The organism is Streptomyces sp. NPDC057486, assembly GCF_042802415.1.
In the GTDB taxonomy this organism is placed as follows: domain Bacteria; phylum Actinomycetota; class Actinomycetes; order Streptomycetales; family Streptomycetaceae; genus Streptomyces; species Streptomyces yanii.
Genome location: NZ_JBHVEE010000070.1, coordinates 22,706 through 44,023 on the forward strand (window position 1 = coordinate 22,706; position 21,318 = coordinate 44,023).

At 72.4% G+C, this 21,318-nt stretch carries 16 protein-coding genes, 4 pseudogenes and 1 riboswitch; of the genes and pseudogenes, 12 read left to right on the plus strand and 8 right to left on the minus strand.

From position 1 onward, the window contains the following. Window positions 1-50 precede the first annotated feature (50 nt). Window positions 51-752 (plus strand): hypothetical protein, encoded by a 702-nt coding sequence (locus ACFU6I_RS28405; RefSeq protein ID WP_384371809.1) that lies wholly within the window; start codon window positions 51-53, stop codon window positions 750-752. A gap of 245 nt (window positions 753-997) precedes the next feature. Here the strand turns inward: ACFU6I_RS28405 and ACFU6I_RS28410 are convergent, their stop codons facing one another. The 3 genes from ACFU6I_RS28410 to ACFU6I_RS28420 form a co-directional block, all read right to left on the minus strand. Next, the gene (locus ACFU6I_RS28410; protein ID WP_384371811.1) at window positions 998-1,789 is read right to left on the minus strand and encodes an enoyl-CoA hydratase/isomerase family protein; all 792 of its coding nucleotides are present in this window, start codon (window positions 1,787-1,789) and stop codon (window positions 998-1,000) included. Between the two features lie 223 nt (window positions 1,790-2,012). Continuing rightward, window positions 2,013-2,234 carry a helix-turn-helix domain-containing protein gene (locus tag ACFU6I_RS28415; RefSeq protein WP_037691626.1) on the minus strand — a complete coding sequence of 74 codons (222 nt, stop codon included), beginning with the start codon at window positions 2,232-2,234 and terminating at the stop codon, window positions 2,013-2,015. Window positions 2,235-2,593: 359 nt separating this feature from the next. Continuing rightward, window positions 2,594-4,192 (minus strand): ABC-F family ATP-binding cassette domain-containing protein, encoded by a 1,599-nt coding sequence (locus ACFU6I_RS28420; RefSeq protein ID WP_384371814.1) that lies wholly within the window; start codon window positions 4,190-4,192, stop codon window positions 2,594-2,596. A 289-nt stretch (window positions 4,193-4,481) separates the two neighbouring features. On the opposite strand from ACFU6I_RS28420, the gene ACFU6I_RS28425 reads away from it, so the two are divergent. Next, a complete protein-coding gene (locus ACFU6I_RS28425) occupies window positions 4,482-5,372 on the plus strand; it encodes a neutral zinc metallopeptidase (protein ID WP_384371816.1) in 891 nt (296 codons plus the stop codon). A 72-nt stretch (window positions 5,373-5,444) separates the two neighbouring features. Further along, a complete protein-coding gene (locus tag ACFU6I_RS28430; RefSeq protein WP_384371818.1) occupies window positions 5,445-5,858 on the plus strand; it encodes a VOC family protein in 414 nt (137 codons plus the stop codon). Window positions 5,859-5,893: 35 nt separating this feature from the next. Here ACFU6I_RS28430 and ACFU6I_RS28435 read toward each other — a convergent pair whose 3' ends face one another. The 3 genes from ACFU6I_RS28435 to ACFU6I_RS28445 all read right to left on the minus strand — a co-directional run bounded on the left by ACFU6I_RS28435 (window position 5,894) and on the right by ACFU6I_RS28445 (window position 9,311). Further along, the gene (locus ACFU6I_RS28435) at window positions 5,894-7,204 is read right to left on the minus strand and encodes a hypothetical protein (RefSeq protein WP_384371843.1); all 1,311 of its coding nucleotides are present in this window, start codon (window positions 7,202-7,204) and stop codon (window positions 5,894-5,896) included. 185 nt (window positions 7,205-7,389) lie between these two features. Beyond that, window positions 7,390-8,517, minus strand: a complete 1,128-nt coding sequence (locus tag ACFU6I_RS28440) for an alpha/beta hydrolase (RefSeq protein WP_384371820.1) — start codon at window positions 8,515-8,517, stop codon at window positions 7,390-7,392. Window positions 8,518-8,597: 80 nt separating this feature from the next. Then, complete coding sequence (locus ACFU6I_RS28445) at window positions 8,598-9,311, minus strand: class II aldolase/adducin family protein (RefSeq protein ID WP_384371822.1); 714 nt, start codon at window positions 9,309-9,311, stop codon at window positions 8,598-8,600. Window positions 9,312-9,593: 282 nt separating this feature from the next. Here ACFU6I_RS28445 and ACFU6I_RS28450 point away from each other — a divergent pair, with 282 nt between their 5' ends. From ACFU6I_RS28450 to ACFU6I_RS28480, 7 genes and pseudogenes are all read left to right on the plus strand, one after another. Continuing rightward, window positions 9,594-10,877 (plus strand): anion permease, encoded by a 1,284-nt coding sequence (locus ACFU6I_RS28450; protein WP_384371824.1) that lies wholly within the window; start codon window positions 9,594-9,596, stop codon window positions 10,875-10,877. 12 nt (window positions 10,878-10,889) lie between these two features. After that, complete coding sequence (locus tag ACFU6I_RS28455) at window positions 10,890-11,123, plus strand: hypothetical protein (RefSeq protein ID WP_384371826.1); 234 nt, start codon at window positions 10,890-10,892, stop codon at window positions 11,121-11,123. Between the two features lie 152 nt (window positions 11,124-11,275). Continuing rightward, window positions 11,276-11,407: riboswitch (cobalamin riboswitch) on the plus strand. Between the two features lie 147 nt (window positions 11,408-11,554). Beyond that, a complete protein-coding gene (locus ACFU6I_RS28460) occupies window positions 11,555-12,535 on the plus strand; it encodes a cobalamin biosynthesis protein (protein WP_384371828.1) in 981 nt (326 codons plus the stop codon). Next, window positions 12,532-14,231: pseudogene (locus ACFU6I_RS28465) on the plus strand (cobyric acid synthase). The gene ACFU6I_RS28460 and the pseudogene ACFU6I_RS28465 overlap by 4 nt, the downstream one beginning before the upstream one ends. Further along, window positions 14,228-16,243, plus strand: a complete 2,016-nt coding sequence (locus ACFU6I_RS28470) for a putative cobaltochelatase (protein ID WP_384371830.1) — start codon at window positions 14,228-14,230, stop codon at window positions 16,241-16,243. Before ACFU6I_RS28465 ends, ACFU6I_RS28470 begins: the two are co-directional and overlap by 4 nt. Next, a complete protein-coding gene (cobO, locus tag ACFU6I_RS28475) occupies window positions 16,243-16,851 on the plus strand; it encodes a cob(I)yrinic acid a,c-diamide adenosyltransferase (RefSeq protein WP_345513722.1) in 609 nt (202 codons plus the stop codon). The genes ACFU6I_RS28470 and cobO overlap by 1 nt, the downstream gene beginning before the upstream one ends. Next, a complete protein-coding gene (locus tag ACFU6I_RS28480) occupies window positions 16,845-18,269 on the plus strand; it encodes a cobyrinate a,c-diamide synthase (RefSeq protein ID WP_384371832.1) in 1,425 nt (474 codons plus the stop codon). Before cobO ends, ACFU6I_RS28480 begins: the two co-directional genes overlap by 7 nt. Window positions 18,270-18,280: 11 nt before the next feature. On the opposite strand, the pseudogene ACFU6I_RS28485 reads toward ACFU6I_RS28480, so the two are convergent. Continuing rightward, window positions 18,281-18,382: pseudogene (locus ACFU6I_RS28485) on the minus strand (permease); the annotation flags it as partial. Between the two features lie 91 nt (window positions 18,383-18,473). Here ACFU6I_RS28485 and ACFU6I_RS28490 point away from each other — a divergent pair. Together ACFU6I_RS28490 and cobC are read left to right on the plus strand one after the other, a co-directional pair. After that, window positions 18,474-18,869, plus strand: a pseudogene (locus tag ACFU6I_RS28490) (cobalamin biosynthesis protein); the annotation flags it as partial. Window positions 18,870-19,020: 151 nt separating this feature from the next. Further along, window positions 19,021-20,067 (plus strand): annotated as a pseudogene (gene cobC, locus ACFU6I_RS28495) (Rv2231c family pyridoxal phosphate-dependent protein CobC); the annotation flags it as partial. 86 nt (window positions 20,068-20,153) lie between these two features. Here cobC and ACFU6I_RS28500 read toward each other — a convergent pair. Continuing rightward, complete coding sequence (locus ACFU6I_RS28500) at window positions 20,154-21,110, minus strand: SCO1860 family LAETG-anchored protein (protein ID WP_384371834.1); 957 nt, start codon at window positions 21,108-21,110, stop codon at window positions 20,154-20,156. Between the last annotated feature and the right edge of the window lie 208 nt (window positions 21,111-21,318).

Sequence of the window (21,318 nt, forward strand, 5' to 3'; positions counted from 1 at the left end):
ATTAAGTGCGCTTGCCCCGCCTCGCGCCGTGGATGCGGCAGGCTGGGGCAATGACGACGGCTGACAGCCCGCACAGGGCCGACGGATGGACGGCGGCGGTACGGCAGCGGCTCGGCCTGGGCAGACTGCTCCCCCTGGGTGGTCCGGCGGACGGTGCGTGGATCGCGGAGCGGGCCGTGGTCTCGGTGCTGCGGCGCTCGGTGGGCGCATCGGGTCCCGGCCCGGTGCTCGGTGACGTACGGATCACCGTGGCGGACCCGGACACGGCCCCGGACCCGGCGCTGCCGTCGCCGCCGAGCGCGCTGCCGCCCGGACCGCTGCGGATCGAGGCGACGATGTCGGCGACGGCCGACCGGCCGCTGCCCGCCGCCGCGGCCGCCCTGCGCTCGGTCCTGGGGACGGCGGCCACGCAACGGCTCGGATTGGTGGTCAACGAGGTGGATCTGCGGGTGACGGAGCTGCTGGACGCGGTCCCCGACCGGGCGGCCCCGGAGCCCGCCGCGGTACGCGGCGCGGAGCCGGAGGGCGCGGCGGGGACGGCGGCGGCCGCGGTCCCCGGTGTCGCGACACTGACCCGGGTGCTGGGCAGCGCGGTGCATACGGCCGCGGACCATGTGCGGGTCGAGCTGGCGACGGACGCGAACCACCGGGCGCTCGATGTGGCACGGGCGGTGCGAACGGCGGTGGCGGACGCCGTGGACGGACATCCGCCGGTGACCGTGCTGGTCACCGCGGTGGTGGACACGGGATGAACGGACCGGCCGTCGCGGTGGTGGACACCGAGCCACCGGGATCGTCACGGCTCCGGGGCACGTGAACCGGCCCTGAGTCGTCGCCACCGCCGCGCACACGGGGCGACCGGGCGGCTCCCGCCGGGGGGACCACCCTGTGCCGTGTCCTCAGAGGCCGTCGGGCTGCCTTCGATCGGGAGGCGGGCGGGGCCCGGTGCGTGCGTGCCAGGGCACGACCGCCCGCGCGGAGGGAGAGCCCGACAGCCTCAGTCGGTGAGGCCCGCGAGGTCGCGGAGTCGGCGGCCCTGGGCCGCGCGCTCGGCGGTGCGCTGGTCCTCGTACGTACGCGAGACCGCACCGCTCAGCAGCGCCTTGGTCTCGACGACGGCGTCACGCGGGGCCGCCAGCAGCGCCGCGGACAGTTCATGGGTCGCCGCGTCGAGCTCGTCGGCGGGGACCACGAGGTTGGCGAGACCGGTCCGCTCGGCCTCCTCCGCGTGGACGAAGCGGCCGGTGGCGCAGATTTCGAGGGCGCGGGCGTATCCGACCAGGTGCACCAGGGGGTGCGTGCCGGTGAGGTCGGGGACCAGACCGAGGCTGGTCTCACGCATGGCGAACTGCACGTCCTCGGCGACGATCCGCAGATCGCAGGCGAGGGCGAGCTGGAAGCCGGCACCGATCGCATGCCCCTGGACCGCCGCGATCGACACGATGTCGTTGCGGCGCCACCAGGTGAACGCCTCCTGGTACTCGGCGATGGTCGCGTCGAGCTCGGACTCCTTGCCGCGCGCCAGGTCGAGGAAGGACGGCTCACCGTCGAACCCCTCGGGACTGAACGCCTGCCGGTCGAGCCCCGCGGAGAAGGACTTGCCCTCGCCACGGAGCACGACGACCCGCACGCTGCCGGGCAGCGCCCGTCCGGCCTCTGTCAACGCCCGCCACAGAGCGGGGGACTGAGCGTTGCGCTTGGCCGGATTGGTGAGGGTCACCGTGGCAACCGCGTCATCGACGGTGAGTCGTACGCCGTCCTGGTCGAGCACAGGGTCGAGCGAGGTCATGGGGCGCCTCCGGGTCGGGTGCAGTCGCATGTCGAGCTAAGTGACTGAACAGTAACCACCCGGTCGGCCACGTGGTCGACCGGGTGGTCACCGCCCGAAACCGGTGAGCCCTCGGGGCATGTCCGTCCTGCGACGTGTCCCGATCCGCCCAGGTCCCGTCGTCGACCTGCCGCACTCGCCCCAAGGACGGCAGACGGCAGTTCGACGACAGGGCCTGGGGCCGTCAGGCCGTGGCAGCCTTCTTGCCCCGTGTCGCTCCGCCGCGTCCCCGCAGCGTGACCCCGGACTCGCTGAGCATCCGGTGGACGAATCCGTAGGAGCGGCCGGTCTCTTCGGCCAACGCCCGGATGCTCGCACCGGAGTCGTACTTCTTCTTCAGGTCTGCCGCGAGCTTGTCGCGCGCGGTGCCGGTCACCCGGCTGCCCTTCTTCAGAGTCTCGGCCACCCGTGCCTCCTCATGGGAAGTGCGCTCTGGATTCTCATGATCACCCCTCGAGGGCTTCCTGGCCACCCATTCGGCAAGGTCCGTACATCCGGTTTCGCACCCCGGGAATACGCCTTCACGAGCGGAATCTCCCATTCCGACGGGCTTCAGGGGCGTTCCGGAGCGGAGTTGAGACGAACAGCCAGGTCAGGGCCGTACGAGGGGGCAGGGCCCCACACGGGTGCGCCCGGCAGGTATCTGCCGGGCGCCGCGTCGAGGTACGAGAGGTCCTCACGCAGATGATGGATCACGCGTAGGCCGAATGATCCAGTCGGAGTGGATCAACCGACAGCGGGCGAGGAAACCACCCGGAGCGGGAATCAGGCCAGGGCGACCAGGTCCCGGTAGTCCGCACCCCACAGGTCCTCGACGCCGTCCGGCAGCAGAATGATCCGCTCCGGCTGGAGCGCCTCGACCGCACCCTCGTCGTGCGTGACGAGGACGACCGCGCCCTTGTACGTGCGCAGCGCGCCGAGGATCTCCTCGCGGCTGGCCGGGTCCAGGTTGTTCGTCGGCTCGTCGAGGAGCAGAACGTTGGCGGAGGAGACCACCAGGGTCGCGAGCGCCAGACGGGTCTTCTCCCCGCCGGAGAGCACTCCGGCCGGCTTGTCGACGTCGTCACCGGAGAAGAGGAACGAGCCCAGCGTCTTGCGGACCTCGACGAGGTCGAGATCCGGGGCGGCGGAGCGCATGTTCTCCAGGACCGTGCGCTCCGGGTCGAGGGTCTCGTGCTCCTGGGCGTAGTAGCCGAGCTTGAGCCCGTGGCCCTCGATGACCTCGCCGGTGTCGGGCTTCTCGGCACCGCCGAGGAGCCGGAGGAGGGTGGTCTTGCCGGCACCGTTGAGGCCGAGGATGACCACGCGGGATCCCTTGTCGATGGCAAGGTTCACGTCGGTGAAGATTTCGAGCGAACCGTAGGACTTGGACAGCCCCTCCGCCATCAGAGGGGTCTTGCCGCACGGCGAGGGCTCGGGGAAGCGCAGCTTGGCGACCTTGTCCGAGACCCGGACGGCCTCCAGGCCGGAGAGCAGCCGCTCGGCGCGCTTGGCCATGTTCTGCGCGGCGACGGTCTTGGTCGCCTTGGCGCGCATCTTGTCGGCCTGCGAGTTGAGCGCAGCCGCCTTCTTCTCGGCGTTCTGGCGCTCGCGCTTGCGGCGCTTCTCGTCGGCCTCGCGCTGCTGCTGGTAGAGCTTCCAGCCCATGTTGTAGATGTCGATCTGCGAGCGGTTGGCGTCGAGGTAGAACACCTTGTTGACGACCGTCTCGACGAGTTCGACGTCGTGGGAGATCACGACGAAGCCGCCGCGGTAGTTCTTCAGGTAGTCGCGCAGCCAGACGATGGAGTCGGCGTCGAGGTGGTTCGTCGGCTCGTCGAGGAGCAGGGTGTCGGCGTCCGAGAACAGGATGCGGGCCAGCTCGACACGGCGGCGCTGACCGCCGGAGAGCGTGTGGAGCGGCTGTCCGAGCACGCGGTCGGGCAGGCTGAGCGCTGCGGCGATGGTGGCGGCCTCGGCCTCGGCGGCGTAACCGCCCTTGGTGAGGAACTCCGTCTCCAGCCGCTCGTACTTCTTCATCGCCTTATCGCGGGTGGCGCCCTTGCCGTTCGCCATCCGATCCTCGTTCTCACGCATCTTGCGCAGGATCTCGTCGAGACCACGGGCGGACAGGATGCGGTCGCGGGCGAGGACGTCGAGGTCACCGGTGCGCGGGTCCTGCGGGAGGTAGCCGACCTCACCGGAGCGGGCGATGGTGCCGCCGGCCGGTGTGCCCTCGCCGGCGAGGCACTTGGTGAGGGTGGTCTTGCCCGCTCCGTTGCGGCCGACGAGGCCGATGCGGTCGCCCTTGGCGATGCGGAAGCTGGCGGACTCGATGAGGATGCGGGCACCGGCACGCAGCTCGATACCGGAAGCGGTGATCACGGAAAAACTCCAGGGCGGTGATGGACGGCGGACGGGACGACTTCAGAGTCTCGACTCGACGCCGCTACTCATGCACAAGGAGAATTGCCATACGGGCCATTCTACTGGCGGTGTGCAACTGCTTTTCCGCATGCTCCTACGGCATTTGCCGATCACTCGCCCAGGACGCCCTCCGGCGCCGCCACCTGCCTCCGTCCGGCCACCGGAACAGGCATAGCGGTGTGAACTATCCGATACTCGGCGCAGTGCGGTGAGGCAGCCGCGGCCGGATCGGAGAAGTGGTGGCCCCATGCAGTTCGACGACGACGCCGATCTGGACACCTCCGAGGTCAGTGACGTACGCGGCAGCCGGATCCCCGGGGGAAGGGCGACGGTGGGCGGCGGTGTCGCCGGCCTCATCGCCCTGGTCCTGGGTCTGCTCTTCGGTGTCGGCCCGGACCAGCTGGGCCTTTCGTCGGGCGACTCGGGTACGACGGCGACCGCGTCGTCGGCGGCGCAGGTCGAGCAGAGCTGCCGGACCGGTCAGGACGCGAACACCAGGGACGACTGCCGCACCGTCGCCGTGGTCAACAGCGTGCAGGACTTCTGGCGCCAGGAGTTCGCCCGCCGGGGCGCTCGGTACGGCGACGCGAGGACGGTTCTGTTCACCGACCGGATCGGGACCGCCTGCGGTTCGGCCACCTCGGCGGTCGGGCCGTTCTACTGTCCGGCCGACCGGCAGGTCTATCTGGACCTGGGGTTCTTCGACGAACTGCGGACCACGTTCGGGTCGAGCGGCGGCCCGTTCGCCGAGGCGTACGTCGTGGCGCACGAGTACGGCCACCATGTGCAGAACCAGATGGGGACGCTCGGCCGCTCGCAGGACGGCCGTACGGGCTCCGGCAGCAACGCCGTGAAGGTGGAGCTGCAGGCGGACTGCTATGCCGGGGTCTGGGCGCACCACGCGACGACCACGCCGGACGAGTCGACCGGGCGGCCGCTGATCACCTCGCTGACGCAGGCGGACATCCGGGACGGGCTCGACGCGGCCGCCGCGGTGGGCGACGACCGGATCCAGGAGAAGTTCCAGGGCCGGGTCACGCCGGAGTCCTGGACGCACGGCTCGGCGGCGCAGCGGCAGCAGTGGTTCACCACCGGCTTCCGCAGCGGCGACATGGCCGACTGCAACACCTTCCGGTGAGCCGACCACTGCCGGTGGCCGACGGAGGACTGAGACGCGAATCACAATGGAGAGTGGAAAGAGGTGAGCGCCATGGCGGGCGCACCGGCCGGGGTTCCGACGATCTACCCGACGATTCTGTACGACGACGCGAAGGCCGCGATCAGGACGCTGACGAAGGGGCTGGGGTTCACCGAGGAAGCGGTGTACGAGGGCGAGAACGGCACGGTGCTGCACGCGGAGCTGTCCTGCGGCAACGGCAGGGTGATGCTGGGCTCCAAGGGGCGCGGGGGGACCTTCGCCAAGGCGATGGCGGATGCGGGACCGAGCGGGGTGTACGTCGTGGTGGACGAGGTCGATGCGCACCATGCGCGGGCCGTCGAGTACGGGGTGGAGATCCTGATGCCGCCCACGGATCAGGACTACGGGTCGCGCGACTACATGGCGCGTGACGCGGAGGGCAATGTGTGGAGCTTCGGGACGTACGCCCCAGGGTCCGCGGACTGACCGCGTGCGCGTCCCCGGGCGCTCCTCACTGATTCCTACGCGCCGCCGGTGTGCACCTGGAAGGCGGCCCGGCGGACGGCCTTGGCCAGCGCGGGGTCCGGATGCGCGGCGGCCAGCGCCACCAGCACCTGGACGGTGCGCGGGTGGCCGACGGCGCGGACCTCGTCCAGCAGCGCAGGCACCGTGCCCTGGACGGCGGAGTCGAGATGACGGACCAGCAGCGCCGTCTCGCCGTGGTCGGCGACGGCCGCCGCGGTGTCGACCCAGAGCCAGGTGGCTTCCTCGCGGCTGAGGACCTCCTGGGCGTCCTCGGGGTCGGTTCCGTCGTACTCCGCCAGCCAGAGCAGCGCGTACGGGCGCAGTGAGGGGTCGGTGACGACGGAGCGCACCACCGGCTCGGCGGGGGCGCCGACGACCCGGAGCGCCTCGAAGGCGAGTCCGCGCAGCAGTGCGTCCTCGCCGCGGGCGACGGCGAGCAGTTCGGCGACGGCGCTGCCGACGGGGCGGGCGGCCAGCCAGGCGCGGTACTCGGCGCGGGCCGGTCCGGGGGTGAGCCGGGCGCAGCCGAGCAGCATGTCGGCGGCGGACTGCTCGATGTTCCCGGCCGGGCTCTGGGCGGCGACGCAGATCTGTTCCAGCTTGACCCAGACCGCCCAGTTGCCGAGCGGCGTGAGGGTGGCATGGCCGACGCCGAGCGTGAGTGCGCCGACGGCGGCCAGTCCCTCCAGTGCCCAGTCGAGGAGCAGCGCGACCAGGGCGGCGGGGTGCGCGGTGGGAGCGGGTGCCGCCGGTTCCGCCGGTGCCTCCGGTCCGTACGGCACCTCGCACCGCTCCTCGTGGAGTTCGGCGACGCGCTGGCCGAGGAGATCGAGGAGGGCGGGCACGGTGACCGGGCCCGCCGAGAGCTGCAGGAGGGAGAGCACCTGGGGTACGGCCTCGACGGCCTCGGCGACCGCGGTGGACTCGATGCCCTCGGGCGCCGGGTGGACGAGCGACCAGGCGTCGAAGAGCGCCACCCAGCCACGGAGCACGGCGGAGTCGTCACGGTCCCAGGCGCGCAGCCGCCAGCCGGGGCGTGCGGTCTCACCGTGGAGTTCGACGAGGCCGGCCAGGCGGGCCCGGTCCCAGCCGGAGCGGACCTGTGCCGGGGACAATTCCAGTGCGGTCGCAGCCCGTTCGAGAGCGTGGGCGGCGAGCGGGGCCGTGCCGGGGCTCGCGCCGTCGGCGGCCCAGCGGGCGATCCGTACGGCGTCGGCGAGCGCGGCCCTGGCCTGGCGGGCCAGTTCCGCACGGGGCGGGGTGCCCTCGGGCGGGCGGGGGGCCGGCCTGGTGCGCCGGGTGGTCACGGCCTTGCGGGCGGTGGCAAGGGGTCGCGGGCGGACAAGTCGCAGCCTGGAGTCGCGCGGGGTACGGGACGTCACGGGGAGCAGTCTTGCCTCTGACGGCCCGAAAGCCCAAACGGAACCCGGATTCGCGACGGAAGGGGGCTGCGGGCCCAGCTGGTACCAACCGGCCGATCCCTCGCATCAGCTCACATCAGCGGCGTCAGGAAGCGCCGCAGCGCCTCTTCGTAACGGGCCGGATCGGCATTCCACATCGCCGCATGCGGAGCCTGCGGTACGGGATGCAGGGCGACCAGGTCGGGACGGCGCTCGGCGAGCTCCCGGCTCGGCTGCCAGGGGGCCAGGGTGTCGTCGGGGCCGTGGAAGATCAGCGTCGGGGCGCGCAGGGCCTGCGGGAGGGAGGTGTCGAGGAGCCGGGAGCCGCGCAGACCGGTCTGGCCCTGGGCGGCGCGCAGGGCGAGCGGCAGCAGCGGGGCCGGGACGCCGCGGGCGGTGGCCAGGGCGCGCAGGGTGGTGGCCCAGTCGAGCACCGGGGAGTCCAGGACGAGGCCGCAGATCCGCTCGCGGAGCGCGGAGTTGACGGCCGCGTGCAGCGCCATGGAGGCGCCGGTGGACCAGCCGTGCAGGACGACCTTCTCGGCGCCGTACCGCAGGGCGAAGCGGACGGCCGCGTCCAGGTCGCGCCATTCGGACTCGCCGAGGTGGGCGAGTCCGTCCGGGGAGCGCGGGGCTCCGGGGTCGCCGCGGTAGGCCAGGCCGAGGACCGGCAGCCGCAGCCGGTGCAGGAACTCCATGATGTTCATGGGGTGTTCGCGGGTGGTACCGAGGCCGTGCACGGTGATGACCCAGGTGTCCCGGGGGCCGGGCACGAACCAGGCGGGCAGGATGCCGAGCTCACCGGGGATCTCGACGTCCCTGTGGTCGAGGCCGAGTGCCGTGCCGGGGTCACCGCTGTACAGCGCGGGGGTGATCCGGACCTGGGCGCCGGGTTCCAGGATGCCGTCGTTGACGCGTTCCAGTCTGCGTACGACGGCGTCGGCGGCGTGCGGTGCCTGCTCGACGACCGGGCCGACGACGGCCTGGACGCCGTCGCCCACCAGTCCGTACGTACCGGGCCGCAGCGCGGCGAAGGAGCGGGTCAGTGTGACCTGCCCGGCCGCCGTGGCGTGCACGGTGAGTTTCCGGTCGGCGGGGAACGGCCGTCCGGACGGCGCTCTCAGGGCGACGTCGCTGGCGTACCGGCCGGCCACGACCGCTGCCGCACCGACGCCGAGGATGGTGGTGACGGCTGCTGCCGTCGCTGTAGCCGGGCGCACTGCTTCAGTGTCGGGGGGTGTGTCGTGCCCGGCCAGTGGACGGGGGCCGTCCGGTGGCTCGCCGGGCCGCCCCCTCCCGGTCAGCCGGGTTGTCCGTACCCCTTCAGGGCGTCCTGCACGTCGCGCAGCTGAGCGAGGGAGAGCAGGGACGGGGTGTGGCCGGGTACCGAGCTCGCGGTGAGCCAGAGCCTGCACATCCATTCCAGCTGGGCGGTGCGGTCGTAGGACTGGTCGAGGGTGGATCCGTAGGTGACCGTTCCGTGGTTGCGGAGCAGACAGCCCGTACGGTCGCGCAGGGCGGCCAGCATGTGCTCGGCCAGCTCCTGCGTTCCGTAGCGCGCATAGGCCGCGGTACGGACGGGGCCACCGAGCATGGCGGCGGCGTAGTGCACCAGCGGGACCTCGGGGACGAGGGTGGAGACCGCCGTGGCGTGCACGGCGTGGGTGTGCACGACGGCGGCGGCGTCGGTGTGGCGGTAGACCGCCAGGTGGAGCGGGAGTTCGCTGGTCGGGGCAAGGACGCCGAGCACCTGGTTGCCGTGGAGGTCGACGGCCACGGTGTCGCCGGGGCCGAGCCGGTCGTACGGCACACCGCTCGGCGTGACCAGGACGAGATCACCGACCCGCGCCGACACATTGCCCGAGGTGCCGACGACGAGGCCCTCCGTCGCGGTCCTGCGGGCGGTGGCGACGACACCGTTCCAGGCCTGCTCGATCGCGTCGCGCGCATCGTCCGCGTCATGCCCGTTATGACTGTTGTGCCCGTTGTGCGCGCCTTCGTGATGATCCCTCATGAGGGAATCCTGCCAGCGGGGCCGTCGCGGCAGGAGACCCCGGGTGACCCACATCTCTTTTCGGAGGCCTCCCGGTCTCGGGTCGCGGGGCGCAACGCGGGGCGGGAGAGGCGAAATCCGGCCACGGCAGGCGCTGCGCCCCGCATCGACTGTCGGTGATCCGACAAAGAGAACGACCCAACTCCGTTTGGAGTCACCGCAGGGCCCCGCCCAGTTCATCTTCCGTTCACCCAGGTTGCCTACGTTCCACGTGCCAATGACGTCGAACGATTGCCTGGGTAAATGGAACACATCACGCTGCTACTCGCGATTGTGATCGTGACAGCTCTAGTGTTCGATTTCACGAACGGTTTCCATGACACCGCGAACGCGATGGCGACCACCATCTCGACCGGTGCCCTCAAACCCAAGACAGCGGTGGCCATGTCCGCCGCTCTCAACCTCGTCGGCGCGTTCCTGTCGGTGGAGGTCGCCAAAACGATCTCCGGCGGGATCATCAACGAGGACGGGCTGCGGACAGAAGTCATCTTCGCGGCCCTCGTCGGCGCCATTCTGTGGAATCTGCTGACCTGGTTGGTCGGGCTGCCGTCCAGTTCGTCCCACGCACTCTTCGGCGGCCTGATCGGTGCCGCGGTGATGTCGGCGGGCTGGTCCTCGGTCGACGGCGGCACCGTCGTCACCAAGGTGCTGCTTCCCGCGGTCGCCGCCCCGGTCGTCGCCGGTCTCGCCGCACTGCTGGCGACCAGGCTGACCTACCGGATCGGCGGCGGGATCCGTAACGACGCCCAGGAGAAGGCCACCGCCAAGGGCTACCGGGCCGGCCAGATCGCCTCGGCCGGACTGGTCTCGCTCGCCCACGGCACCAACGACGCGCAGAAGACCATGGGCATCATCACCCTGGCCCTGGTCACCGGTGGAGTCCTGTCCCCCGGCTCGAACCCGCCGGTCTGGGTCATCGTCTCCGCCGGTCTGGCCATCGCACTCGGCACCTACCTGGGTGGCTGGCGCATCATCCGCACCATGGGCAGCGGCCTCACCGAGCTCACGCCGCCGCAGGGCTTCGCCGCCCAGACCAGCGCGGCCACAGTCATCCTGGCCTCCTCGCACCTCGGCTTCTCCCTCTCCACCACCCAGTCCTGCTCCGGCGCCGTGATGGGTGCGGGGCTCGGCCGCCGGGGCGGTGTGGTCCGCTGGTCCACCGCCACCCGGATGTTCGTCGCCTGGGGTCTGACCCTGCCGGCCGCGGGTCTGGTCGGCGCGGGCGCGGAGTTCCTCACCAAGCAGGGCACCTGGGGTGTCGCCGTCGTCGCCGTCCTGCTCGTCGCGGGCTCCGGAGCGATCTGGCTGCTGTCCCGGCGCAAGCCGGTCGGGCACGACGATGTCGCGCCCGACGGCGAGGACGCCGAACCGGCGGGTGTCATCACCACCGCCATCGCGGCCGTCACCCCGCCGCCCACCGGGGCGGCCGCGATCGCCACGGCAGTGGACACCACGGACCTCAAGACCACCATCCCGGCCCAGCCCGGAACCGTCGCCGCCGATCCGGCGCGGCCCGCCACGGTGTAAGGACAGATCACCATGAACATCGACTGGGCAGCTCTCGGCTCCGTTTTCGGCGTCTCGCTCGTCGTCACCGTCGCACTGGTGGGCCTCTTCACCCTGGGCATCGTCGGACTCTCCAAGCAGCCCGAACCGGCCGCACAGGGCGGCTCCGCCGGAGGCTCCCTCGTGCTCGCCCGTGCGGGTGCGTACCTCTGCTTCGGGCTCTGCGCGGCCGCGGTCGCGTACGGGATCTATCTGATCGTCGCCTGAGCCCCTTCCCGCGCTCCCCCGTCGGGCCGGACACACCTCGCGTGTGTCCGGCCCGATGTGCGTCTGCGCACACTGCACCGCCGCAGGTCAACGCCAGGTTGACGGGCGTTCGCGCAGCGTGGTGGACTGCCGGAGCCATTTACGGCGACAGCAGAGGAAGCCGGTGCGAATCCGGCGCGGTCCCGCCACTGTCACCGGGGAGCAGTCCCCCACACCGGAAGTCACGGCTCGCGCACGCGGGCTGGAAGGCCGGGGGAACTGCGGATCCGGGAGCCAGGAGACTCTCGCCGCCGGTCACGTCGAACCAGGGCGCGGACCCTGAGTGAGGACATATCGCCATGCCCGGCTGCCGTGCGTCCGCCGTTTCTGTGCCGCTCCCACCAGGAGCCGGCTGTACGAAGGTTCTTCGAGGCAGTTCGGCCGGTTGAGCCGTGCGAGCCGACCGCATCTTCGCGTACGGCGCCGCCGCCGGTCTGATCGGCGATCTGCTGCTCGGTGATCCCCGCCGGGGGCATCCGGTCGCCGCCTTCGGGCGGGCCGCGGCGGGCGTCGAACGGCGCCTGTGGCGCGACCACCGCGGGTGGGGCGCCCTGCACACCCTGGTCTGCGCCGGAGGCGCCGCGGGTGGAGCCGCGCTGGCCGCCCGTGCCGTACGCCGTCATCCCGCCGCCTCCGTCGCCCTGACCGCGGCCGCCACCTGGTCCGTCGTCGGCGGCACCTCGCTGGGTCGCGAGGCGCGCGCCGTCGGCGGCGCGCTCGCCGCCGGTGACATCGAGCTGGCCCGGGAGCGGCTCCCCCATCTGTGCGGGCGCGACCCGCACTCCCTCGACGGGCCGCAGATCGCACGCGCCGTGGTGGAGTCCGTGGCCGAGAACACCTCGGACGCGGTGGTCGGCGCGCTGGTGTGGGGCGCGCTGGGTGGCGTACCCGGACTCGTCGCCTTCCGCGCCGTCAACACCCTCGACGCGATGGTCGGGCACAAGTCGCCCCGCCATCTGCGCTACGGCTGGGCCTCGGCCCGCCTGGACGACGTCGCGGGCTGGCCCGGCGCCCGGCTCACCGCCGTGCTCGCCGTGGTTGCCGGGGGGCAGCCACGGCGAGCGTTGCGGGCCTGGCGGGCGGACGCGGGCAGGCATCCGAGCCCCAACGCGGGTCCGGTGGAGGCCTCGTTCGCGGGGGCGCTCGGCGTACGGCTCGGCGGGACCCTCGCGTACGGCGGACGTGTCGAGCACCGGCCGGTACTGAACGGCGCGACCGGCCGTGCGGTGGAGACCGGGGACATCGAGCGCGCGGTGCGGCTGTCGCGCCGGGTGGGGGTGCTGGCCCTCGGCGTGTGCGCGGCGGGCCGGCTGATCGCGGGACGGTGGTCGCCCCCGGGGCGGCGTCCGGCCGCGGGACGGAGCGGGAAATGAGCGGCGGACTGCTGGTCGCCGGAACCACGTCGGACGCGGGCAAGAGCGTCGTCACCGCAGGCATCTGCCGGTGGCTGGTGCGCCAGGGCGTCAAGGTCGCGCCGTTCAAGGCGCAGAACATGTCGCTGAACTCGTTCGTGACCCGCGAGGGCGCGGAGATCGGACGAGCACAGGCGATGCAGGCGCAGGCCGCCCGGGTGGAACCGACCGCGCTGATGAACCCGGTGCTGCTCAAGCCCGGCAGCGACCGGTCCAGTCAGGTCGTCCTGATGGGCAGGCCGGTGGGCGAGATGAGCGCGCGCGGTTACCACGGGGGGCGACAGGAATCCCTGTTCGGTACGGTCGTGGGCTGCCTGGAACAGCTTCGGGGCACCTATGACGCCGTGATCTGCGAGGGGGCGGGCAGCCCGGCCGAGATCAATCTGCGGCGCACCGACATCGTGAACATGGGGATCGCGCGGGCCGCGGGGTTCCCCGTCGTCGTCGTCGGCGACATCGACCGCGGTGGCGTCTTCGCCTCGTTCTTCGGCACGACGGCACTGCTCGGCGCCGAGGACCAGGCGCTGATCGCCGGCTATCTGGTCAACAAGTTCCGCGGCGACGTGTCGCTCCTGGAACCGGGTCTCGACATGCTGCACGGGCTGACCGGGCGACGGACGTACGGAGTGCTGCCGTTCGCCCACGGTCTGGGCATCGACGAGGAGGACGGACTGCGGGTCTCGCTGCGCGGGGCCGTACGCGAGTCGGTCGTCGCGCCGCCGCACGGCGAGGACGTGCTGCGGGTCGCGGTGTGTGCCGTACCGCTGATGTCGAACTTCACCGATGTGGACGCACTGGCCGCCGAACCGGGTGTCGTGGTCCGGTTCGTGGACCGGGCGGAGGAGCTGACCGACGCGGATCTGGTGATCGTGCCCGGCACGCGCGGGACGGTGAAGGCGCTGGCCTGGCTGCGGGAACGGGGGCTGGCCGACGCGCTGCTGCGGCGGGCGGCGGAGGGGCGTCCGGTGCTCGGCATCTGTGGCGGGTTCCAGGTGCTCGCGGAGCGGATCGAGGACGAGGTGGAGTCGCGGGCGGGGCGGGTCGACGGGCTCGGGCTGCTGCCGGTGCGGATCCGGTTCGACCGCGAGAAGACCCTCGCCCGGCCGGTCGGTACGGCACTCGGGGAACCGGTGGAGGGGTACGAGATCCACCACGGGGTCGCCGATGTGCGGGGCGGCGAGCCGTTCCTGGACGGGTGCCGGGTCGGCGCGGTGTGGGGCACGCACTGGCACGGGTCGCTGGAGAGCGATGCGTTCCGGCGGCGGTTCCTGGGGGAGGTCGCGCGGGCGGCGGGACGTCGGTTCGTGGCCGCACCGGACACCGGTTTCGGGGCGTTGCGGGAGGAGCAGCTGGATCGGCTGGGGGATCTGATCGAGGAGCACGCGGACACGGGGGCGTTGATGCGGTTGATCGAGGCGGGGGTGCCGGAGGGACTGCCCTTTGTGGGCCCCGGGGCGCCGGAGGTGCCGGCGGCCCGTGGGGGCCGTGGGACTGGGGTGGCTGGGGGGTTGGCGTGAGGGGAACGCCTGCGGCGGGCTTTCCTCCCCGCCCCGCCCCTTCCCGCAACCGGGGCTCCGCCCCGGGCCCCGGTCCTCGAACGCCGGACGGGCTGGAATGCGGCCCACGGATGGATGACGTCGTCAAGGAGGCTCTGTGAGTACCCCGTATCCCTTTACAGCCGTCGTCGGGCAGGACGATCTGCGGCTCGGATTGTTGCTCAATGCCGTATCGCCCGCTGTCGGCGGTGTGCTCGTGCGTGGGGAGAAGGGGACCGCCAAGTCCACCGCCGTGCGGGCGCTCGCCGCGCTCATGCCCGAGGTCGATGTCGTCTCCGGCTGCCGTTTCTCGTGTGACCCGGTATCACCCGATCCGGCGTGTCCCGACGGTCCCCACGAGGCCGGGGGCGGCGTGTCGCGTGCGGCGCGGACCGTGGAGCTGCCGGTGGGCGCCTCCGAGGACCGGCTCGTCGGGGCGCTCGACATCGAGCGGGCGCTCGCCGAGGGGGTCAAGGCGTTCGAGCCGGGGCTGCTCGCCGATGCGCATCGCGGAATCCTGTACGTCGACGAGGTCAACCTGCTCCATGACCACCTGGTGGATCTGCTGCTGGACGCGGCGGCCATGGGTGCCTCGTACGTGGAACGCGAAGGTGTCTCCGTACGGCATGCCGCGCGGTTCCTGCTCGTCGGAACGATGAACCCCGAAGAGGGCGAGCTGCGGCCGCAGTTGCTCGACCGGTTCGGGCTGACCGTCGAGGTCTCCGCGTCACGCGACACCGATCAACGGGTCGAGGTCGTACGGCGGCGGCTCGCGTACGACGACGATCCGGCCGGGTTCGCCGCCCGGTGGGCCCAGGAGGAAGGGGAGTTGCGGGAGCGGATCGCCGCGGCGCGGGCGCTTCTTCCCCATGTGGTGCTCGGGGACCGCGCGTTGCGGCAGATCGCCGCCACCTGTGCGGCCTTCGAGGTCGACGGGATGCGCGCCGACATCGTGATGGCCCGCACCGCGACCGCGCTGGCCGCGTGGGCGGGGCGTACCGACGTGCTCGCCGAGGACGTCCGGCAGGCCGCCCTGCTCGCGCTCCCCCACCGGCGCCGCCGCAATCCGTTCGACGCGCCCGGTCTCGACGAGGACAAGCTCGACGACACTCTGGAGCAGAACAGCGGTGAAGGGGACGGGGGCGGGGACGATCCCGATCCGGACGGGCCGGGTGGGGGTGGGCGGCCCCCGCAAGGGGACGGGCCCGACACTCCGCCGCAGCCCGGGGCGGGGAACGGCGACACGCCCGGACTGCCCTCGCAGGGCCGGCCGGCCGACGGTGGCGAGCAGCAGCCCGTGCGCGCCGCCGAGCCGTTCCGCACGAAGATGCTGAGCGTGCCGGGTCTCGGCGAGGGCGCGGCGGGGCGGCGGTCCCGGGCGCGTACCGAACACGGGCGTACCACCGGGGCGCGGCGGCCCGAGGGGGCCCTGACCAAACTCCATCTCGCCGCGACCGTCCAGGCTGCCGCCCCGCACCAGCGGGCGCGCGGGCGGTCGGGCCGGGGGTTGGTGGTGCGGCGGGACGATCTGCGGCAGGCGACCAGGGAGGGACGCGAGGGGAACCTCGTTCTCTTCGTCGTGGACGCGTCCGGGTCGATGGCCGCCCGGCAGCGGATGGGCGCCGTGAAGGGTGCGGTGCTGTCGCTGCTGCTGGACGCGTACCAGCGGCGGGACAAGGTCGGTCTGATCACCTTCCGCGGCAGGGGCGCCGACGTGGCACTGCCGCCCACCTCGTCCGTGGACGCGGCCGCCGCACGGCTGGAGACGCTGCCGACCGGTGGGCGCACGCCCCTCGCGGCCGGACTGCTGAAGGCACATGACGTACTGCGGGTGGAGCGGCTGCGCGATCCGTCGCGGCGGCCACTGCTGGTCGTGGTGACGGACGGCCGGGCGACCGGAGGTCCGGAGCCGGTGGCCCTGGCGGCGCGCGCCGCGCGGCTGCACGAGGCCGAGGGCACGGCGTCCGTCGTCGTGGACTGCGAGTCGGGGGTCGTGCGGCTCGGGCTGGCCGGCTCCCTGGCGCGCGATCTCGGGGGCACCGCCGTCACGCTCGACGAGTTGCGGGCCGACTCGATCGCCGGGCTCGTCAGGGACGTTCAGGGAACCAACGGACCCAACAGGAGGGCCGCTTAATGCCGCAGGGACAGCCGACCACGGTGCCGGACGACGGGCTGACGACGCGCCAGCGCCGCAACCGTCCGCTGCTCTTCGTCCACACCGGTATCGGCAAGGGCAAGTCGACGGCCGCGTTCGGGCTCGCGCTGCGCGCCTGGAACCAGGGCTGGCCGATCGGGGTGTTCCAGTTCGTCAAGTCGGCGAAGTGGAAGGTCGGGGAGGAGAACGCGCTGAAGGTCCTCGGCGCGAGCGGTGAGGGCGGCACGGTCGCCTGGCACAAGATGGGCGAGGGCTGGTCGTGGGTCCAGCGCGGCCTGCACGGCGACAACGCGGACAACGAGCAGAAGGCCCGCGAGGGCTGGGAGCAGGTCAAGCGCGACCTGGCCGCCGAGACGTACAAGCTGTACGTCCTCGACGAGTTCGCGTACCCGATGCACTGGGGCTGGATCGACACCGACGAGGTGGTCGAGGTGATGCGCAACCGTCCGGGGACGCAGCATGTGGTGATCACCGGGCGCAACGCCCCGGAGAAGCTCGTCGAGGCCGCCGACCTGGTGACCGACATGTCCAAGGTGAAGCACCCGATGGACGCCGGCCAGAAGGGCCAGAGGGGCATCGAGTGGTGACCGTTCCGCGACTGGTGATTGCCGCGCCGGCCTCCGGCAGCGGCAAGACCACCGTGGCGACGGGACTGATGGCGGCCTTCGCGGAGCGCGGCCTCGCCGTGTCGCCGCACAAGGTCGGTCCCGACTACATCGACCCCGGCTATCACTCGCTGGCCACCGGGCGGGCGGGGCGCAACCTCGACGCGTACATGTGCGGGCCCGAGCTGGTCGCTCCGTTGTTCGCGCACGGGGCCCGTGGGTGCGACCTGGCGATCGTCGAGGGGGTGATGGGACTGTACGACGGGGCCTCCGGACGGGGCGAGCTGGCGTCGACCGCCCATGTCGCGAAGCTGCTGCAGGCTCCGGTGGTGCTGGTCGTGGATGCGTCGTCGCAGTCGCGGTCGGTGGCGGCGCTGGTGCATGGCTTCGCCTCGTGGGATCCGCAGGTACGGATCAGCGGGGTGATCCTCAACAAGGTCGGCTCGGACCGGCACGAGATGTTGCTCCGGGAGGCGCTGGAGGAGTCCGGTGTGCCGGTGATGGGGGTGCTGCGGCGGGCCGAGCAGGTGGCCACGCCATCGCGCCATCTGGGGCTGGTGCCGGTGGCCGAGCGACGGGGCGACGCGGTCGCCGCTGTCGCGGCGATGGGCGCGCAGGTGCGGAGCGGGTGCGACCTGGATGCGCTGATGGCGTTGGCGCGGTCGGCACCGCGGACGCCTGCCGCGTCGGGGGCGTGGGATCCGGCGGGGGCCGTGCGGGAGGCGGGCGGAGGCAGGGACGCCGACGGTGAGGGTGGCCCGGAACGGCTGGACGGTGGCCCGGGCGGGCCGGATCGTGGCCGGCCGGTCGTCGCCGTGGCCGGAGGACCCGCCTTCACGTTCTCCTACGCCGAGCACAGCGAGCTCCTCACCGCCGCCGGGGCCGACGTCGTGACGTTCGACCCGTTGCGGGACGAAGCGCTGCCCGAGGGCACCCGTGGGCTCGTCATCGGTGGGGGGTTCCCGGAGGTGTACGCCCCCGAGCTGTCCGCCAACGAACCGCTGCGCAAGGCCGTTGCCGATCTCGCCGCCGCCGGGGCTCCCCTTGCCGCCGAGTGTGCCGGGCTGCTCTATCTCTCGCGGTCGCTCGACGGACTGCCGATGTGCGGAGTGCTCGACGCCGACGGCCGGATGTCGAAGCGGCTGACACTCGGCTACCGGGAGGCCGTGGCACTCACCGACAGTCCGCTGGCCGCGGTCGGCACACGGCTGCGTGGGCACGAGTTCCACCGCACGGTGCTGGAGCCGGGCGCCGGTGCCTCCCCCGCCTGGGGCATGCATCTGCCGGAACGGCGCGTGGAGGGCTTCGTGCAGCAGGGCGTCCATGCCAGCTATCTGCATACGCACTGGGCCTCGGCGCCGGGCGTCGCGCGGCGGTTCGTCGAGAGGGCCGCTGGGTGACGCCGTCGGTCCGCGAGGCCGAGCACCGGGTGGCGGCGGTCGGTGACGCGCCGGGCGGCCCGACCGCCCACCAGGGTCATCAGGAACGCGCCGAGCACCACAAACACCGCCATGGGCTCCTGCCGGCCGATCGACCGCGGTCCGCGCATCCCGGAGCTGCTCCTTGTCCCGCTCCCGTTCCCGTTCCCGGAAGGATCTCGCCCCATGGTTCTGCTCGTCGTCGGGGTCGGCGCGGGCCGGGGCGCGCCGGCCGGTGAGGTGCTGGAGCTCGTCTCGTCCGTACTGCACGAGGCGGGGCTGTCGCCCGGCGGCGTCGTGGAGTTGGCGACCCTCGACTCGAAGACCGAGGAGCCGGGGATCGTCGGAGCGGCGGCGCGGCTGGGCGTTCCCGTACGCGGGTACAGCGCGCAGGAACTCGCCGCGGTCGCCGTCCCGAACCCGTCGGGCGCCGTGCTCGCCGCGGTCGGCTCGGCGTCGGTCGCGGAGGCGGCGGCTCTCGTCCGCGCCGACGAACTCCTCGTACCGAAGCGGAAGTCGAACCCCGCGGGGCGGGTGGGGAGGGTGACCTGTGCGGTGGCCCGGCGGGCTTCGCACGCGCGTCCGGATCCGACCGTTGCGTCGAGTGCGGTGCCGGGCACATAGTCGTCCTGCCGTCGCTCCATCCCCATCGTCATGAGCCCACCCCCCACACCCTCTGGAAGTCATGCACACTCCTACTGAGAGACCCGATGTCAACCGCGCGGACGGACAGCACGATCTGCGGCACCACGGCGACGTGGAGGTCCGCGGCCGGGATCTGACCGATCTCGCCGTCAACGTACGTACCGATACGCCCCCGGCCTGGCTGAAGGAGCGAATAACCGCGTCCCTCTCCACACTCGCCGCCTACCCGGACGGGGGCCGTGCACGGGCCGCGGTCGCGGAACGGCACGGGCTGCCGGCGGATCGGGTCCTGCTGACGGCGGGTGCGGCGGAGGCGTTCGTGCTGATCGCGCGGGCGCTGCCGGCCCGGCGGCCGGTCGTCGTGCATCCCCAGTTCACCGAGCCCGAGGCGGCGTTGCGCGCGGCCGGGCACACGGTGGGGCGGGTACTGCTGCGCGCGGAGGACGGTTTCCGGCTGGATCCGGCGGCCGTGCCCGAGGAGGCGGATCTGGTGGTGGTCGGCAATCCGACCAACCCGACGTCGATCCTGCATCCGACGGCCGCGCTGGAGAAACTGGCACGCCCCGGGCGGACGTTGGTGGTCGACGAGGCGTTCATGGACGCGGTGCCGGGCGAGCGCGAGGCGCTGTGCGGACGTACGGACGTCCCGGGCCTCGTCGTGCTGCGCAGCCTCACCAAGACATGGGGGCTGGCGGGGCTGCGGATCGGCTACGTGCTGGCGTCCCCGGAGACCATCGGCACACTCCAGGAGGCGCAGCCGCTGTGGCCGGTGTCGTCCCCCGCGCTGGCGGCGGCCGAGGCGTGCATGGAGCCGCGGGCGCTGGTGGAGGCGGCCGCCGCGGCGGACCGTATCGCGGTGGACCGGGCCCATCTGATCGCCGGGCTCATGGAGTTCGCCGAAGTGCAGGTGGCGGAGCCCGCCGAAGGGCCGTTCGTGCTGGTGCGGCTGGAGCGGGCTGCGGAGGTGCGGGAGCGGCTGCGGGCGCTGGGGTTCGCGGCGCGGCGCGGCGATACGTTCCCGGGGCTCGGTCCGCAGTGGCTGCGGCTGGCCGTGCGCGACCGCGTGACGACCAACCGCTTTCTGCAGGCGCTCGATCAGGCGCTCCAAGTGCTCGCCTCCCCCAGGAACCGCTGACGGGGAGCGGCGCTCGCACCTGTGTGAACGCCGCTCCCCCTGGCCCCCTGGTTTCCCCCGGTCCCGCCCCTCGGGCCGGGTCGGTGTCAGTCCTGGGCGCGCCTGCGTGCCACGACGGTCGCGCCCGCACCCAGCGCAAGCAGGAACGCCGCTCCGCCCGCGAGGTACGGCGTCGTGGAGCTGCCACCGGTCTCCGCGAGGCTCGTGTCGACCGCTGCAGGGGCGTGGCCGGTCCCGGTCTGCGGCTTCACCTCACCGCCGGTGCTGCCACCGCTGTCATCTCCGCCGGAATTGCCTCCCGCCGGCTCGGTGGGCTCGGCGCTGGGAGCGGCCGCCTTCGGGGTCTCACAGGTCGCCTCGACGAGCGTGACCTCGCCCTGGACGTCGGCGACATTGAGCTTGAGCGGGTTGACCGACACCTTCAGCCTCAGCGCGGTCGCCGCGGCGGTGCGCGACGTGGTCTGCGTCTTCGACAGGTCGAGGACGACCTCGCCGACGCCGGGCACCGCCACCCGGGTCGTGCCGCCCGCCGTCAGCGTGACCTTCCGGCCGAGGACTCTGACATGGCCCAGCACATTCGATTCGGCAACGGGTTCGTGACCCACTTCGCAGACCGCCTTCGAGGTGACCTTCTCGACCTCGACGAGCGAGAGCAGCGGCAGTCCGGGCACATGGACGCGGGCCTTCGCCAGGTTGCTGTAGCCCTCGGCCCTGTGCTTGTCGACGGTCGCGTCCGCCGTGGCCGCGTCGGCACGCAGCACGTCGACCGGGCGGCCGTGCGCCACGCCGTCGAGCCGCACGCTGAGCGCGGTCTCCTCGGCGCTCGCCGGTGCGTGAACCTCGTTGAGCGTGGTCCTCAGCGGCACGTCGACCGTCTTGTTCAGGAGTGAGACGTCGAGTGCGGTGCGGAGCACGACCGCGCTCGCCTTCCCTTCGCCGGTGGTCGTGGTGGACCCGGTGGCGTGCGCCGGGGCGGCAACCAGCAGGGCGACGGGCGCGGCGGCGACCGCCAGTGCGGCGAGTCGGAAGGTGTTGCTGTTCAAAATGGTGGAACCCCCACAAGAGACATGGAGCCACCGGCGCCGTCCAATGGGGGACATCGCGGGCACCGGTGGCCTCGACTCCGTGAATCTTTGCGTACAGAGGGTGAACTGGCAGTTGCCTGTGGTGAGTTCACCCCAAAGGGGGTTTTCCGTGTCTGCATTCGATTATCTCGGCTCGTACGGCCCTCGGAGTCACCCGATCAGCCGA

Coding starts and splice junctions, on each gene's coding strand:
- ACFU6I_RS28445 (WP_384371822.1), bottom strand. CDS start 9,311: ATGAGGGATCATCACGAAGGCGCGCACAACGGGCACAACAGTCATAAC.
- ACFU6I_RS28405 (WP_384371809.1), top strand. CDS start 51: ATGACGACGGCTGACAGCCCGCACAGGGCCGACGGATGGACGGCGGCG.
- cobO (WP_345513722.1), top strand. CDS start 16,243: ATGCCGCAGGGACAGCCGACCACGGTGCCGGACGACGGGCTGACGACG.
- ACFU6I_RS28425 (WP_384371816.1), top strand. CDS start 4,482: ATGCAGTTCGACGACGACGCCGATCTGGACACCTCCGAGGTCAGTGAC.
- ACFU6I_RS28430 (WP_384371818.1), top strand. CDS start 5,445: ATGGCGGGCGCACCGGCCGGGGTTCCGACGATCTACCCGACGATTCTG.
- ACFU6I_RS28410 (WP_384371811.1), bottom strand. CDS start 1,789: ATGACCTCGCTCGACCCTGTGCTCGACCAGGACGGCGTACGACTCACC.
- ACFU6I_RS28455 (WP_384371826.1), top strand. CDS start 10,890: ATGAACATCGACTGGGCAGCTCTCGGCTCCGTTTTCGGCGTCTCGCTC.
- ACFU6I_RS28450 (WP_384371824.1), top strand. CDS start 9,594: ATGGAACACATCACGCTGCTACTCGCGATTGTGATCGTGACAGCTCTA.